18 protein-coding genes are annotated in these 15,470 nt (G+C 42.2%); all 18 read left to right on the top strand.

Annotated elements, in window-relative coordinates; translation table 11 throughout:
• Positions 1-2: 2 nt before the first annotated feature.
• The 18 genes from D0X99_RS00845 to D0X99_RS00765 all read left to right on the top strand — a co-directional run bounded on the left by D0X99_RS00845 (position 3) and on the right by D0X99_RS00765 (position 15,468).
• Positions 3-776 carry a hypothetical protein gene (locus tag D0X99_RS00845; protein ID WP_119475757.1) on the top strand — a complete coding sequence of 258 codons (774 nt, stop codon included), beginning with the start codon at positions 3-5 and terminating at the stop codon, positions 774-776.
• 3 nt (positions 777-779) lie between these two features.
• Complete coding sequence (locus tag D0X99_RS00840) at positions 780-1,595, top strand: hypothetical protein (RefSeq protein WP_119475756.1); 816 nt, start codon at positions 780-782, stop codon at positions 1,593-1,595.
• The gene (locus tag D0X99_RS00835; RefSeq protein WP_119475755.1) at positions 1,595-2,401 is read left to right on the top strand and encodes a hypothetical protein; all 807 of its coding nucleotides are present in this window, start codon (positions 1,595-1,597) and stop codon (positions 2,399-2,401) included. The genes D0X99_RS00840 and D0X99_RS00835 overlap by 1 nt, the downstream gene beginning before the upstream one ends.
• Positions 2,402-2,404: 3 nt before the next feature.
• Complete coding sequence (locus D0X99_RS00830) at positions 2,405-3,187, top strand: hypothetical protein (protein WP_119475754.1); 783 nt, start codon at positions 2,405-2,407, stop codon at positions 3,185-3,187.
• Between the two features lie 2 nt (positions 3,188-3,189).
• Complete coding sequence (locus tag D0X99_RS00825) at positions 3,190-3,705, top strand: nuclear transport factor 2 family protein (RefSeq protein ID WP_119475753.1); 516 nt, start codon at positions 3,190-3,192, stop codon at positions 3,703-3,705.
• A 7-nt stretch (positions 3,706-3,712) separates the two neighbouring features.
• On the top strand, positions 3,713-4,426 hold the full coding sequence (locus D0X99_RS00820) for a hypothetical protein (protein ID WP_119475752.1): 714 nt from the start codon (positions 3,713-3,715) through the stop codon (positions 4,424-4,426).
• Positions 4,423-5,172: a DUF6090 family protein gene (locus D0X99_RS00815; RefSeq protein WP_119475751.1), complete on the top strand. Its 750-nt coding sequence runs from the start codon at positions 4,423-4,425 to the stop codon at positions 5,170-5,172. The genes D0X99_RS00820 and D0X99_RS00815 overlap by 4 nt, the downstream gene beginning before the upstream one ends.
• 16 nt (positions 5,173-5,188) lie before the next feature.
• The gene (locus D0X99_RS00810) at positions 5,189-5,938 is read left to right on the top strand and encodes a DUF6090 family protein (RefSeq protein WP_119475750.1); all 750 of its coding nucleotides are present in this window, start codon (positions 5,189-5,191) and stop codon (positions 5,936-5,938) included.
• Entirely contained in the window at positions 5,935-6,678 is a 744-nt protein-coding gene (locus D0X99_RS00805; protein ID WP_119475749.1) for a DUF6090 family protein, read from the top strand. The genes D0X99_RS00810 and D0X99_RS00805 overlap by 4 nt, the downstream gene beginning before the upstream one ends.
• A gap of 30 nt (positions 6,679-6,708) precedes the next feature.
• A complete protein-coding gene (locus tag D0X99_RS00800; RefSeq protein WP_119475748.1) occupies positions 6,709-7,452 on the top strand; it encodes a DUF6090 family protein in 744 nt (247 codons plus the stop codon).
• Between the two features lie 28 nt (positions 7,453-7,480).
• Positions 7,481-8,242, top strand: coding sequence for a DUF6090 family protein (locus D0X99_RS00795; protein ID WP_119475747.1), 762 nt, complete (start codon positions 7,481-7,483; stop codon positions 8,240-8,242).
• Positions 8,243-8,270: 28 nt separating this feature from the next.
• Positions 8,271-8,528 (top strand): hypothetical protein, encoded by a 258-nt coding sequence (locus D0X99_RS20365; protein ID WP_119475746.1) that lies wholly within the window; start codon positions 8,271-8,273, stop codon positions 8,526-8,528.
• A 189-nt stretch (positions 8,529-8,717) separates the two neighbouring features.
• Entirely contained in the window at positions 8,718-8,885 is a 168-nt protein-coding gene (locus tag D0X99_RS20360; protein ID WP_158587665.1) for a hypothetical protein, read from the top strand.
• A 49-nt stretch (positions 8,886-8,934) separates the two neighbouring features.
• Complete coding sequence (locus D0X99_RS00785; RefSeq protein WP_119475745.1) at positions 8,935-9,411, top strand: (2Fe-2S)-binding protein; 477 nt, start codon at positions 8,935-8,937, stop codon at positions 9,409-9,411.
• Between the two features lie 12 nt (positions 9,412-9,423).
• Positions 9,424-11,649: a xanthine dehydrogenase family protein molybdopterin-binding subunit gene (locus D0X99_RS00780; RefSeq protein WP_119475744.1), complete on the top strand. Its 2,226-nt coding sequence runs from the start codon at positions 9,424-9,426 to the stop codon at positions 11,647-11,649.
• 263 nt (positions 11,650-11,912) lie between these two features.
• Positions 11,913-12,680, top strand: coding sequence for a DUF6090 family protein (locus tag D0X99_RS00775; protein ID WP_119475743.1), 768 nt, complete (start codon positions 11,913-11,915; stop codon positions 12,678-12,680).
• Positions 12,681-12,683: 3 nt separating this feature from the next.
• A complete protein-coding gene (locus D0X99_RS00770) occupies positions 12,684-13,415 on the top strand; it encodes a DUF6090 family protein (protein WP_119475742.1) in 732 nt (243 codons plus the stop codon).
• 535 nt (positions 13,416-13,950) lie between these two features.
• Positions 13,951-15,468, top strand: coding sequence for a hypothetical protein (locus D0X99_RS00765; protein WP_119475741.1), 1,518 nt, complete (start codon positions 13,951-13,953; stop codon positions 15,466-15,468).
• Positions 15,469-15,470: the final 2 nt, after the last annotated feature.

Genomic DNA, 15,470 nt, shown 5'->3' with positions numbered 1-15,470 from the left:
GGATGGAAGAAAACCAAGCCCCCGAAAATGAGAAAGACCTTTCCACCAAAGAGGTGATCAGCTCCCTCAAAAAGAGAAACTGGAGTTCTTACATCAAGGAATTTTTCATGCTGTTTCTGGCTGTTTTCTGCGGATTTCTGGCAGAAAATTACCGGGGAAATATGGTAGAAAAGCGGCAGGAAAAGCAGTTCATTCAATCTTTCATCGAGGATTTGAAATCTGATACTGCCACGATCCGGGTAGCCTTGGATTTCAGAAAATTGAAGATGACGCAAATGGACTCTTTGATGCTTTTGCTAAGAAATCAAACCATTAAAGGCCATGAAAATGAGCTTTATTTTTTTGGAAGAAGCCTGGTAAGAAGTGTCTGGTTTCAAAACAATGACCGAACTTTTGCCCAATTAAAAAATTCAGGCTCTCTGCGATTGATCCGAAATGAACAGGCAACAGATAGCATCATGGCATATCAAAAATTAATAGAAAGATTAATTACTAATCATGAAGATGATCGCACAGAACGGTACAATGCCTTCCCTGTACTCTCTCAAATATTCAACCCGTTTGTTTTTGACCAAATGGTAACCGCTACCGGAATTCAAAGGCCTACTGACAATCCACCTCTTAGGTCCTATGACCCAGCCCTTCAACAAGACCTTGCCTTTTGTATACACCAACTTAAAGGAAGCACTTTCATTATTGAAGACAGGCTGGCACAATTGAATGATAAAGCAATCAGGCTGATCGATTTACTGAACAAAGAATATGATCTTGAATAGGATATGGAAGAAAACCCAAATAACCCCGAAATCCAGCAACCTTTAATGAATCCCACAGCCATTAAAAGAAACTGGACTTCCTATTTCAAAGAATTTCTCATGCTGTTTCTTGCTGTTTTTGCAGGTTTCATGGCAGAAAACTATAGAGATAAGCTCACTGAAGAAGCATGGGCAAAAGAGCTTGCAATCAACCTCTACGAAGAGCTCAAGGCCGATTCAGTCATTGTGGTAATTAAAACTGAAACCAGAATAAAGCAGGAAAAGGCACTTCAGGAATTGATGCATTATTTTGAAGACAGTAGCCTTACCGAGGTGTCCAAAAAATTTTCTGTTAACTTTTTATATGGGATTGCTTACAGAACGCCTTCACTTTTTGAACCCAGAACAGTCATCCTAGAGCAATTACAAAATTCTGGTTCTCTTAGATATTTCAAAAACCGTGAATTGCAAAAGCTGATCGGCGATTTATCCGTTGCCATTAACAATATCAATGACAGGCAAAGGTTGGAGACGGATATCAGAAAGGAGTATATAAATCCGTTGCTGGTCCTTCATTACGATTATGATTTTCATCGGATGCTAGTAAAAGATAGCGTGACAAGTATAACAGTAGCGGCAGCATATGAAGCTTCCGATGAAATCATACCTTTTGAATTTAAATCTTTGGAAAAATTTGACAAACAAGGCACCATCAACGCACTTGGTATTTATGGTATGAATGGCTTAGCTTCTACCCGTTCTGTTCATTTCCAAGTCTATAAGGATGTGAACACAAAACTCTTACAATTACTTAGAAAAGAGTTTAAAATAAAGGACTGATGGAAGAGAATCAAATTAAGCCCGAAATACAAGCTGCCGAAAATACACAACCTGTATTGGCTACCTCACCTCCGAAGAGAAACTTGATTTCCTATTTCAAGGAGTTTCTCATGCTTTTCCTTGCGGTATTCTGCGGGTTTCTGGCGGAAAATTATCGGGACAACCAAAGCGAGATTGCCTACGCAAAGGAATATGCAAAGTCACTGATCCAAGATCTTGAAAACGATACGATCATGATTAATGGAACAATTGAACAAAAACTTGTGATCCTAAAGAGCATAGACAGTATCAGTGAAATAATTCATCAAGGTGTTCCGGTAAATGGAGTCAGAGGATCATTTTACTACCATTCTCAGATGGTTTCTTTTTCCCCCACTGCAATTTGGAATGATGCAACACTCATTCAGATCACCCAATCCGGAAACTTGAGGTATTTTAAAAACGCGGAACTGGTCAATAAAATCAGCGAGTATTATTCGAGGCAAGGTTATCTAACCGGATTGATTGATTCGGACAAAATAAAACGGAACACCACTTTGGAAATCAAAAGCAGGATTCTGAACAATTATCACTATAGACCCTTTTCATCCCTTCTTCCGACAAGAAAAAACGAAATAGCAGATTCACTGATAAATGCATCACTACCGCTTCAAAACAGCGATAAAGATCTTTTAAATGCATTTGCTAACAGTCTGGAAAACAGAAAATTCTATTTTATGCTCGTCATATCCGAGACTTATCCATTGATTAAAAGTCAGGCCCATGAGTTGATTTTGGCCTTAAAGAAAGAATATAACATCGAATAAATCATGGACGAAAATCAAAGTATCCCGAAGGAACAAACCGAGGAAAGCCATCCACCCACGGAGGCTGCTTCCAATTCAAAAGGGACTTGGAAATCCTATTTCAAAGAGTTCTTCATGTTGTTTTTGGCGGTATTCTGCGGGTTCCTTGCAGAGAATTATCGGGAATCGCTTACTGCCCAAAAGGTGGAACGGGATTACATCCTTTCCCTGGTGGAGGATTTGAAAATGGACACGGCAAACCTCAACGGTTACATCGCCTTCCGGAAAGAGAAAAGCGTTTTGATGGATTCCCTGGCGCAAATGATGCTTTCCAAGGATCGGAATTTATTCGGAAACCAGATGTACTATTTAGCCCGGCAAGTATTCAATGACAGGGCATTTTTCTATTCCGACGGTACCATTCAGCAGCTGAAAAATGCAGGAAGCCTACGGCTGATCAGCAAACGCAACGTCGTGAATGAATTGCTTAATTATGAGAAAAAAGTAAAGGTATTGGAAGAATGGGACGAGAATGACAACCGGACCAAGTCCACCTTTCGCGAAATGGGGGGGAAGGTTTTTAATTCCCTGGAATTGAATAACACCATGGACGCAGAATTGAAATTCGTCGTCCCAACCACCAACCCCCAATTGATCACGGATGATTTTGCGGTCATCAATGAAGTGGCTTTCCAGATCCACTACTTATCCAAGATGACCAAGGGCAATAGCATAAGGGCAGAAGCCTTGAGAACTGATGCGGGCCGCCTATTGGAATTGATTCAAGCAGAATATAACCTGAACTGACCATGGAAAACACGTATAGAAATTTCTTTTTGCTATTGATTCTTTTCGTGTGGAGTATGGCAGAAGCTTCACTGGCGCAGGAAGTTTCCCCCAAAACTGAAGCCCACGAAAACGGGATTGATCAAGACCCCGATGAAGCTGCTGTCAAAAACTTGGTAGAGCGTTTTCTCGCTGCTATGGGAAACGGGGATTTGGAGGCCATTGAGCCTATGTTTTTGCCAAAGGCAACCATTGGGGGTGCAAGATTCAGGGAGGGAAAGTGGAACACCTTTACCACCACTATCGAAGATTATTTGGCCAGTAAAAACGAGAATCACTCTCCCTATACCGAACCGGTGTCCAATTACACCATCCACATCAGCGAGGGTCAGTTGGCTTTTGTTAAAGCCGATGCCATCCTTTATCGGGAGGGAAAAGCCCAATCCCAAAACATGGATTATTTCACCTTGCTGAAGGATGGTGATTCCTGGAAGTTTCTTAGTGCTGCGTATACCGCAAAGCCGATACTCGTCAAATAAGATTCCGATGTTGAAATTCTTCCGAAAAATCCGCCAAAAACTCCTTGAGGAAAACCGGGTCACGAGGTACCTGACCTATGCTTTGGGAGAGATCGCTTTGGTGATGATAGGGATCTTGTTGGCTTTACAGGTAAACACCTGGAATGAAAACCGAAAGGCCAGGGTGTTTGAAAAAGAAATACTTTCCCTAATCGACCAAAACCTCCAACGGGATTCTGCACTCTTGTCTGAAGAACTCTTTAAAGCCAAACAGGCAATTGAACTGACCGACCGGCTGCTGGAGCAAATAGCCCTGAAAAACTACAGTGACAGCCTGAATTTCTGGATGGGGAAAATCATTTCCTTCGAACGCTTTAAATCCCAATCCAGTGCCTTTGAAGTATTAAAGGCAAAAGGGATAGAAAACATCACGGATAAGGAACTCCAGCTGGCCTTTATTTCCTACTATGATGTGAATTTGTTTGAGGCCTATCAAAGTCTGGATGATGTGGAATTTTCTTTTAACACCGATTGGCTTCCGGTAATCAAAGCAGAGTTTTCGGATTTTAAGTGGATGGATTATTGTCAGCCGGTGAACTCCAAAACATTTTTCGAAAAACCTTCCAACATTGTGCTTTTCAGAATCTATCAGGATAACCGGGAAGGCACAGTACGAACCGTTGAAAGTGCGCTTCTCAAGATTTCTGAAATCAGATCCCTGACCAAAACCCATCTTCGATGATCACCTTCTTCCGCAAAATCCGCCAAAAGCTCCTTTCCCAAAACCGGGTCACCCGGTACATCGCCTATGCCTTGGGGGAGATTTTTTTGGTAACCATTGGGATTTTGATCGCACTTCAGGTAAATACCTGGAACGAACAACGCAAAACAAAAATCAAAGCTTACAGCTACTTGCAACGACTCAATGAGGATATGGAAATTGCTCTCAAGGATACAGAAGGCTTTATCATGGGCAATGAAAGACATTTGAAGAATTCCATCATTGTAAAAAATGCAATGGAGACCAAAAAACTTTCGAGTTCAGACCAAGTGAATTTTGATCAGTATGTAAATGAATACCACATGTTTTATATGACCTTGGCAAGCTTATCTACTTATGAGGAAATGAGTAGCGGAGGAGAACTCAACCTGATCCAAAGTCGCTGGATTCGAGATGCTTTTATCAATCTCTCTGAGTACCGTGATTTTATCCTGGAAGTGAATAGGACCTATCATGATTCGGAACTCATGAAAACAGGAGAATTCCAAAAGTATGTTCGATATACAATCCTACATCCCGGTACTGATTCCAGCAAAGTCACCCCTTCCTACGATTTTGAATTAATGGCAGCCGATCCCTCACTGATCAATAAGGTTTCCCGACAATCAGTAAGTTGGAATGAAATTCTTGGCATGTTTAAAGGTTACAAGTTCGATGTTTCACGGATTAGGGATTCAATCCAATCAGAGGTGAAAAAATATCACTAATCAATAAGCTCTACTTATGATCTCATTCTTCCGCAAAATCCGCCAATCCCTTCTTTCCCAAAACAAGGTCACCAGGTACATCGCCTATGCTTTGGGGGAAATTTTTTTGGTCACCATTGGGATTTTGATCGCCTTGCAGGTGAATACCTGGAATGAAAATCGAATCAATCAAAAAAAGGAAGCCGCTATCCTCAAAGACCTTCACCAAGAATTTCAGCTAAACAAAGTAAGTATTCATGCCTTCATCCAGCATCATCGGACTGTTTTGGAGGCAATCAAGGAAGTCTTGAATAGTATGGGAGAGCCTGATTCTGAGCTTTCGGAAGCTCATATAGACAGTCTACTCTATTTGACGTTGGATTATGAGAATTACGTCCCCAGCCAAACGGTGATTGCCGAATTGATTTCCTCAGGAAAAACCAACCTGATATCATCGGATACCTTGCGAACCTTGATTTTTCAGTGGGTGAATGAAATCGAGGATAAAAAAGAAGGATTTCAGTCCCTAGACGCTATAGCTGAAACCTTAATGTTACCCTATCTTTCAAAAAACGGGTCGATGAAAAACATCGACTCTTTTGGAATGCTCAAAGGAAACGGAAGATCAAAATTCTCCTCACGAAACCTTGCTCTCTTACAGGAAGTGGAGTTTGAAAATGTATTGGACAATCAAGCTTGGGGCGTAACCAACTACTTTTCCAAACTGGAACAATTGGAGGAAATCATTGAGGCTATTTTGTACCACACCCAACCCCCTACATCATGATCTCTTTTTTCCGAAAAGTCCGCCAAAAGCTTCTCACTGAAAACCGAGTTACCCGATATCTGGTCTATGCGATTGGTGAAATCTTCCTAGTTGTGATTGGTATTTTGATCGCACTCCAGATCAATAATGCAAATGAGGCGAGTAAGGCGAGGCGGTCAGAACAAATCGTTTTAAAAAATCTAATTCAGGACTTAAGGGAGGATTCGCTCTCTTTCAGCGAAAACCTGACTACCCTAACCAAAATAAATAACCTGCACCAAGCCCTTTATGAAATCGGAGTGAAGGGAATAGACTCTGAAATTGAAAACCCCAATTTGATCCGACTCCTGATTTATTACAATCCTATCGCGACTAAGAATGATCCCTTTGTTGCTGACAAACTATCAAATGAGTCTGTCAGAAAGGAAGTAAATACCTACGCCAGGTATCTGAAAGATCTTGATGTTACTTATACAGAGTATGCAGAGTTGTTGGAAAACAGAGTTCGGGTCTATCTGGCCGACAACAAGACCCACCAATTATCCAGCTGGTTTGAAAACAATAACAATAGCGGCAAAGGAGAATCCCCTTTTGACTTTGTGGATAAAGAAAGGCTAATCCTTCTTTCCAAAACGCCGGAATTTCAACAATTGCTTTTGGAAACTTCAATAAAAACCAAAAACACAGAGTTTAACATAAAGACTGTTCTTGCCCAAAACCACAGGCTGAAAGAAGTAATCCTCAAGGAATTAACTAAGTGAGAATTGCGCTAACACCATCATCCTCTTAACATGAAACGCATCTACTCTATCCTCAAAGAAAAGTGGCCGGAATACATCTTGGAAATCCTGGTCATTACGATTGGTATTTTGGGTGCTTTTGCCTTGAATAACTGGAATGAAAATTCAAACAACAGAAGAATCGTAGTAGACTATTACTGTAGATTTTTGGCGGATTTGAATCAGGACGAGGTACAGGTAGATAGTCTGCTCTCAGAAGGCCAGCTCCGCTTAAAGAAAAGCAATGAACTATTGGCTGAGCTGGTCAGCCCCAATCCGAACAAGCAAAAAACCATGAAGCTACTCCTGGAATCCACCGCCAGGATTACCTATCCCTTCAACCCCATATCTGCTGGGTACGATGATATCAAATCCAGTGGAAACCTGAACAATTTCACAGACCAGGCGATCCTGGATCGGATGGGCGTCTATTTTCAGGAAACCAAAGGCCTTTCTGCCAATATTGCCAACAACGGGGAATTGGGTCTCAGCGAAGTATTTGAACTCGATAATTTCTTTTCCATTGGATTTGCAGACAATGAATTTATGAAAGAAGCGCTGGACACGACCGTTGTCCGTCCAGAATTCCTGGACAGGCATCCACTCACCCCCTCCCAAAGTCAAGAGCTAAAGCATGTTGCCTCTGCCCTGATCGCTTTGAACCATCGAAATATCCGGCATTATGAATCTATAAGGTCCAGAATTATGGCCTTAAAGCCAGCGCTGAAAGGCAAATGCTCCGTAGCTTCTGACTGATTCTGCCCATAGACCTAAAAAATAACCCATGAAACGCATCTACTCCATCCTCAAAGAAAAGTGGCCGGAATACTTTCTTGAAATCCTGGTGATTACCATTGGTATCCTTGGTGCTTTTGCCTTGAATAGCTGGAATGAAAACCGAAAAAATAAATTGGAAGAGCGGGCTATTCTGGAAAACCTCCAGAATGATTTGGATAACACCATCGCTGAATTTGAATTCCTAAATACCCTTCGAAAAAATGCCATTGATGCCAGCCTCCGCATATTTGAGATCTCCTCAACTATGCCAATAAATCCGAATTCTGAGTTGGATACATTATTTGGCAAAACCATGGTCCGCCCTACCTACAATGGAAAAATGGGGACTCTGGAATTACTGTTTTCAACTGGTAAAATAAGTCTCATTCAAAATGAAGAAATAAAGGAAAAATTGATCAGTTGGCCGGGAATGATCGATGATTTTAAAGAAGAGGAGGTCTATGCGAATGAAATTTTCATGGGACCTTTCATTGGGCAACTCGCAAAGTATGCCGTAATCCCAGATCTGTATCCGGCGGTATATGGAAGTTCATTTATTAACGCTGCACCCACCTCTTCCAATCTGGAAAACCAACCTAGCCAACTCCCGATGAAAAGTGACTACGGGCACCTCCTGAAAAACCAAGAGTTTCTAAATCTCCTGGCCATGAGAACTACCCATTTCGATATTTCTTACTCAGAAGCGATTTCGCTTGTCAATCATGCCAATCAATTAAGGGAACTGATCAAAAAAGAGCTCCAAAAATGAAACGAATCCTGGTTACTCTTAAGGAAAAATGGCCGGAATACTTCTTCGAAATCCTCGTGCTGATCTCGCAGTATGTTTTTTCCTACAGGGAGAAGCAGAGGAATTGGCTGAGTTACAGTATGGGATGAGGCATATCCTGCCTGGGCGATTTGAGGAAGGTTTTAATTATCCCAATTCAGATAATTCATTTTCAGGAAGTATGATTCCCCTTGACTTCGAATCCCTAAAAACGGATCAGGCCTATTTGTTCTTTCTTAAAACCCAACGAAATCGTACCAGATCCTAAATCAACTTCTTCTATGAAAACCTGAGGAAATCGGTAAAATCGACGATTCGGGATTTGGATGTAGAAATTGCCAGGCTAAGTCCTTGAAATCTTGGGAATACTTCAATTTATCAATCAATGGCGGGTCTGGAATAATAAATTCCCAGAACAATCCATTGAAAAAATAGTCTAGAAGAGGTATGAGCACGTATGACGATCGCGTCTATTCTGCTCAATTTTGAGGTGATGGGAGTGCTTCTATTCGGAAGGCTCAATACCAAAGAAATGTGCGTCAAGATCTGTAAACATGTAATGCCGGACATTTTCATCAAAAAAGTCGCCGTAGTCCGCATTATGATCGAGGAATTCAAAAACTAATGATTAGTAATAATATACCGATATTGATAAAAAACATTACCGCTGAATCATGACTAGTTTGAAAATAAATGGAAAGGAATATGTAGTAGATGCCTCTGCTGACATGCCCTTGCTTTGGGTGATTCGTGAACAATGCGGATTGACCGGGACCAAATTTGGATGCGGCATCGCTCAATGTGGTGCCTGTACGGTTCACATTGATGGCCAGCCTGTTCGCTCTTGCATCACTCCCGCGATCTCAGCAGAAGGAAAAAACATCACTACCATAGAAGGAATAGCTCCTGATAAAAACACACTTCATATCGTGCAGCAAGCTTGGATTGAAGAGCAAACTCCACAATGTGGGTATTGCCAATCCGGACAAATCATGTCTGCAGTGGCACTATTGAATGAAAATCCCTCCCCAACTGATGAGGAGATTGACGCAGCCATGTCAGGAAATATCTGTCGCTGCGGCATGTACAGCCGGATTAAGTCAGCCATTCATCGCGCGTCAGCATCACTTCAAACTTCCAATACGCTCTAACTCTACAAGCATATGAAAAAATGGACTAGACGCGCATTTATAGGAGCTGGAGTTTTGGCAGGAGGAACCTTGGTGATTGGGATAGCGATCCGACCGGGAAACCGTTCTTCAAAAGTAGCCGGATTGATAGCTTCAGAAGGAGAAACCGTCATGAATATTTGGCTCAAGATCGCTCCGGATAATACGGTCACAGCCATCATTCCACATGCCGAAATGGGGCAGGGAGTACACACTGCCTTGGCAATGATGCTCGCTGATGAGATGGATGCAGATTGGTCTAAAGTAACCTTTCAGGAAGCTCCCGCTGATAAAGAATATGCCAATTTCACCTTGTTGAAAGGTTTTGTTGCAGGCAATGCCACTTTCCCCAAGTTTATAGAAGAAACAATAGACGGGGTTTTCCTCACTGCAGTGAAATCCCTGAATTTCCAGATTACTGGCGGAAGTGCTTCTGTAAGATTTACAGGTCAGCAGGCCATGCGTATTGCAGGAGCTGCGGCCAAATCCATGCTACTGCAGGCTGCAGCCGATACTTGGAAAGTACCGACAGAGGAGCTTACCGCTAAAAACAGTATTATAAGTCATGCAAGCAGTAAGCGCAGTGCCACTTTTGCGGAGCTTGCACCTGCAGCAGCCAAGGTCAACATACCCAAACAGCCCAAGCTGAAATCACCCGAAGAGTTTACCCTCATGGGTACTTCACAGCCAAGATTTGATATACCGGCAAAGGTGACCGGAGAGGCTAAGTTTGGAATGGATGTGCAGGTACCCGGAATGAAATATGCCACGATAAAGGCAGCCCCGGTTTTTGGAAGTAAGGTAAAATCTCTGGACACCACTGTCTCCTCAAGCCAACAGGGAGTAAAAAAGATTTTAAACTTAGGAGATGCAGTGGCTGTCATTGCTGATGGATATTGGCAGGCAAAAACTGCATTGGATGCACTGCCCATAGAATTTGAAGCCACAGAAAATAGTGGTCTGAATCAGGCAGAAATCATGGACCGCTATCGCAAGGCCATGGATGCTGATTTGGCAGATGGAAATCTGGAAAAACACTTCAAAGATGGAGATGCTACAAAAGCATTAGAACAGGCAGCGATCCTTGTGGAGGCAGAATACCAACTTCCGTTTTTGGCCCACGCCACCATGGAGCCTATGAATTGCACAGCATGGGTGCACGAAGGAAAATGTGAAATTTGGTGCGGAAGCCAAAACCCCCTTGGGGTCAAGGCCGCGGCTGCAGAACTCCTTGAAATAGATATTGATAAGGTAACCGTCCACAATCAACTCCTGGGAGGTGGTTTTGGAAGACGGTCCGAGACCGATGTGATGACGCAGGCGATATTGATCGCAAAGGAAGTGGACTTCCCGGTCAAATTAATCTGGTCCAGAGAAGAAGATACGCAGCACGATGTCTATCGGGAAGCGACCATCAGTCGGATGAAGGCAGGTTTGGATCAATCAGGGCTTCCCATCGCCTATACCCATCAGTTTATATTCAAACATCATCCGCCAGAGGCAGCGGATATTCCCTACACCATACCTAATCAGTTGATTCAATATTCCAGCCCCGCCTCCTTTGTGCCTTGGGGAAACTGGCGAAGCGTGGACCACTCGACTCATGGGTTTTTGACTGAATCTTTTATTGACGAATTAGCCCATACGGCCAAGAAGGATCCTTTTGCCTACAGAAAGACCCTGACAAAGGATAATTTAAGGTTTCAACGTGTTCTGGACTTGGTTTACGAAAAGTCAAATTGGGGAGCTCCTCTTCCTGCCAATTGGGGCAGAGGCGTCGCCATAGCCCAATCTTTTGGATCTATTGTGGCTGAAGTAGCAGAAGTGGAAGTGAGCGTCGAAGGAAAGGTGAAAGTGCATCGTGTTGTCTGTGCTGTTGATCCAGGCTTTGCCATTCACCCGGATGGATTTATTGCCCAGATGGAAAGTGGAATAATCTACGGCTTGGCGGCTGCCATGACCGGCGAGATTACCATCGAAAACGGGGCAGTGGCACAGAGTAATTTCCATAATTATCCGGTAACCCGAATGAATGAAGCGCCAAAAATTGAGACTTATATCATCAATTCCGGAAATCCTCCAGGTGGTGCAGGAGAACCAAGCACTCCCGTAATAGCCCCGGCGGTGACCAATGCCATCTTTGATGCAACAGGTATCCGAATCCGACAACTTCCGATTTCAAAAAACGATTTGCGAGCATCAATTCTACCTTCGACTTGATCCGTTCTCCTGTTGACATCAGGAGTAGTTTGTTTTTAAATAATCATAACTTTAAAAGCATCGGATTTTTTCGGAAAACCTCTTAGCAAAAAGGTAGAGCCGAAACCCCGGATGCAAAAGTCGCTTTCTTAGAATATGTACTTCAGAATGCAAAATCTCTTTTGATCCACAACTTAAAGATTTTCGAGGAGCAAAGTGGAAAAGACCTTCCTAGAGAAGGAAAGCTAGGGTAGGTGGATTATTTCTTAAATTTTAAACAGGCCATGGTCACAATATTCAGAAAAATCCGCCAATCCCTTCTTCAACAAAACCGGGTCACCCGATATCTGGTCTATGCGATTGGGGAGATTATTTTGGTTGTAATCGGGATTCTGATTGCCTTGCAAGTAAACAACTACCGTGAGGCTCAAATCAAAAAGGCTCGTGAAAGGGCCTTCTTACACGGATTGAAATCAGACCTGCTACTCAACATAACAGAACTGGACCGTAGCATCGACCGATACACCAGAGCCTCAAGCTCTGCAGAAGTGATGATCAGCTACTTTGAAGGTGCTCCCATTTCAGGTTCGGACTCCTTAAATTTTCACACCATGGAGGTGTTGAACTGGGAACCTTTCATTCGCAACAACAGTACCATACGAGAGATGATCAGTTCAGGAAGCCTGGGGATACTTTCTGACGACAGTCTGAAAAGTGAGCTAATGCGAATGGAACTCAACTATGATAAGATCGATGGCAGTCAGGAACACATGCGCTATGACTATCAAGAATATCTTTATGGACCCTACTTCCGAACAGGGGATGTGGGACAGGCCTATAAAGATTACATCAAATTTGTAGATAGGGACACACAAACCTCAGCGAAGCCAACCTCACCCGAGGTGATTGAAAAACTCCTTAGCGATCCTACCTACAAAAATGGTTTTTCACTATGCCTTCTCAACGGTAGAAATTTGATTGAAGAACTGAAAACCATGAAGGTGTCTACAGAACAATTACTGGATAGAATTGAAGCCCAACTAAACCGCTAAGCGATGATCTCGTTCTTCCGGAAAATCCGCCAACAGCTCCTCTCTCAAAACCGGGTCACCCGATATCTGGTCTATGCGATTGGGGAAATCTTCCTTGTTGTGATTGGGATTCTGATTGCCCTCCAAATCAATAATACCAACGAATCGAGCAAGTTGAGAGTAAAAGAAGCTATTTTATTGAGTGAGATGAAAAGCAATCTCCAAAGCGACCTGTTGGATTTGGAGTTTAATATCAGTGGAAACCAAAAAAGAATTACCTCCAATGAAGTCATCCTTTCCGCTCTAAGTGAGAAAAAACCATACCATGATTCCCTGAAACCATATTTCGGGAGTATTTTCGGCAATTTCCAATTGTCAGAAAACACCGCCTCCTGGGAAAACCTAAAATCTGTAGGTCTTGATCTGATTTCCGATGACTCCCTTCGCAATCGGATTTCCTACCTCTATTCCACCCGATACGTCTACCTTGAGAATACCGAAAAGGACCTAGACGATGGATACCAATGGAATTATTTCTATCCAATGGTTCTCGAAAACATAACCATGGATGAGATTTGGGTATCGGCAAGCCCCGAAGATTATGAAGCGCTTTTGAGAAACAGAGAGTTTAACGAAGTGCTCAAAATGAACCTGTTTATCCGGAAGTTCCAGCAAGATCAGTATGAGGAAATTCAGAAAACCGTGGTGGGATTAATCGCGCAAATTGACCGGCACCTTGCAAATCTCAAAGAATAGACCATGATACCCTTCTTCCGAAAAATCCGCTAACTCCTCCAATCCTCATCAAAAAAACGGGGACGGATTGAAAGTCCGTCCCCATTCTGTTTTTCCCAAAGGTATTTTTCTTTTTGGTTAACGTCAGGAATACACTTATAGACCCCATAAATAACCGGTATAGGCCCCGACAAAAAATGCTGGTCTTTCACTTTTCTACGAAAAATAGATCAAGTGTTTCGGTCAAAATAATAGGGCATTCGTCCTCGCTGGGATATTTTAATAAGTACTTGATTTGACTTTACCAAAAGCAATATTTCTTATAATTATTGGTTCGTTTTAACTTTTGAAAAAGGGCAATAAAATCTTATCCCCAAAATATTGTAAGTGTTTTTTCCTTTAGGAGGAATTCAAAATCTATCAATACTTCGATCAGAATTGAATTGTGAAGAAAGCTTCAGAAGGATTAGCATTTGAAATTAACAGGGAAAATTCCCCAAAAATACCTTTCAAAAAATAAGCTTATATTTAGAATAATCACCGAACCCCATTCCTTATGAGCTTGCCAAGAGTTAAACCTTCCTCTAATTACTATTATGACAGAAAAGGCCCTTGGCCACAGCCTCAACCCTCACATCCTTTTGGTTTCGCTCCCGGGGTAGTTCATGTCCCGAAAGATGAGGTGAAAAAATGGAACTGGACAATCGGCATTCACTACAAAATCACCTTCCTTACCTATTGGCCTGTTTCGATGAAATATGCCTTTCAAAATCGAGGCTTAAAGCCTGTTTCTGATGCGGAATTCGAAGAATTACTTACTCATTCTTCTTTCAGCAAATTTATCTCAAACGAATTGAATGAACGGGAAAAGTACCCCGAAAACGAGAAACTGAAGATTTTCAAGGAGTTTTTGGATGCCGAACCTAACGAGAAATTTTTTGTTTCAGACTTTACTTTATTGGAGCACTGTCTTTCTTTTCCGGGGATTTTCACCGCCCCTACGATCACCTTATTTAAGGGAGATTTGGTAGATGGAAAAAGAAAAGTAGTAGCTATCTATTTCCCTGACACTCCATTGATGCTGGAACCAAAAGACGGGAATGCTTGGGAATTGGCTAAATACTTTGTTTTGCAAGGGGCGGCTATCCGAATTTCCTCCTCGGCACATGCCAATTTGCATTTTCCCTATGATAGTATCAATGCCGTTTCAAAAACCTGCCTGCCTAAAGACAGCGTGCTATTGCGACTTCTAAAACCCCACTTAGATCTTACTCTGGAATTGAATTATTCAGTTCTGAACTCTCCTACCTCTCCTATTGTCAATAACCAGAAATTACCTTTTGCAGCATTTCCTGCACCTGAAGGGGGACTCGCGGGAATGTTTTTATATGGGTATAATGGAATAGAAGGGAATCCCTCTTATCCCAAGTATAAGTTCCAAATCGTGCCTGATACCTATCATTCGGATTATGGGACTTTCCTGATGGCCTATTATGATACGATCTTTGATTTTGTACACAAAGTAGTAGAACAAATCCCTCCTGATGAATACACCGACATCATGATTTGGGCGGACTATGTTAAAACTTGGGTCCCGGAATTTCCTTCAGGAAAAGAGTTTTTCTATCTGGATCATAATGGAGATGCAAAGTTCAAAAAGCACGCCGAGAGCGGTGAGAAATCACTTCTTTCGAAGGTAATTGCCAATATCATCTGGGATCTATCCGTAGGCCATGCAGCAGATCATTATGATTTCAGTCTGATTGACATCAATGTGGCACCACTCCGGTTGAGAGTGCCGCCGCCAGATTCCAAGGATATCCCTCCCTTTGACCGCAAAGGAATCATTCATTGGGGAGATATTTTCAGACATCACTTCGAACGGAAAATGTTCTTTGCACCTCGCAATGTCACGCTACTGAAGGATACAGTTTACAATTTCAATAAGCCAACTGAACAGACGCTTCGAGAATTAAATATTTACTTCCTGAAAGATCTGCAAAAGACCGAAAAGGAATTGACAGTCTATAATTACATTCCACTAGATCAGATTTCAAGAAGCATACAATATTAAAT

Source organism: Algoriphagus lacus, from assembly GCF_003583985.1.
Taxonomy (GTDB): Bacteria; Bacteroidota; Bacteroidia; order Cytophagales; family Cyclobacteriaceae; genus Algoriphagus; species Algoriphagus lacus.
The sequence above is the reverse complement of the archived record's forward strand: the minus strand, read 5'-3'. Positions and strand labels throughout refer to the sequence as shown.